Annotated in this window: 1 protein-coding gene; it reads right to left on the reverse strand. The window is 30.8% G+C overall.

All coding sequences use genetic code 11. From position 1 onward, the window contains the following. The coding region (locus GQX97_RS14270; RefSeq protein WP_198391273.1) for a GTP-binding protein at window positions 1-569 on the reverse strand (569 nt) is incomplete at both ends.

Consider the following 569-nt stretch of genomic DNA (forward strand, 5'->3'; position numbering starts at 1 on the left):
CTATAAATAGGCTGAAATATTTCTCTAAGTAAACCCCTATTTAAATCTTTTCCTATAAACACTATTTCAAGTTCATCATCTTCGCTAGCTCCCGTAATAGCATACCTATCCCCCACAACATCATACCTCAAAACCGACTCACCGCACTTTATAAAACCCTTAGAGCGAGCAACATATCCAAACCTTCCATGTATAATGTCTTCAATAAGAACTATAAACTCTCCCTCACTTCCTACACTGCAGCCTTTCATGCTTATAGAATCAGGCATATACTCTTCTGTATTTTTGTTTAAAGATTCTTTTAGAGCATACTTYTCATCTAAAAAGTTTTTTAATATAGCCTCCCAAAAATCTTTATCCTTATTAGAATAATGCTCAGAAATTATATCAATATCTCTATCATTTTTTTTCAATATATTTTTAATCTTCTTTACAAGCTCTTCATTATCCTCTTTATCCTTACTCTCCATTTTTGATATAATAATCTTTGAAGTGTTTATAAGCTGGTCAATGTAAATATCATCATAAGAAGAAATAAAAGAATCAAAAGCATTTCCGTCTATTATAGT

Source organism: Brachyspira sp. SAP_772, from assembly GCF_009755885.1.
Lineage (GTDB): Bacteria > Spirochaetota > Brachyspiria > Brachyspirales > Brachyspiraceae > Brachyspira.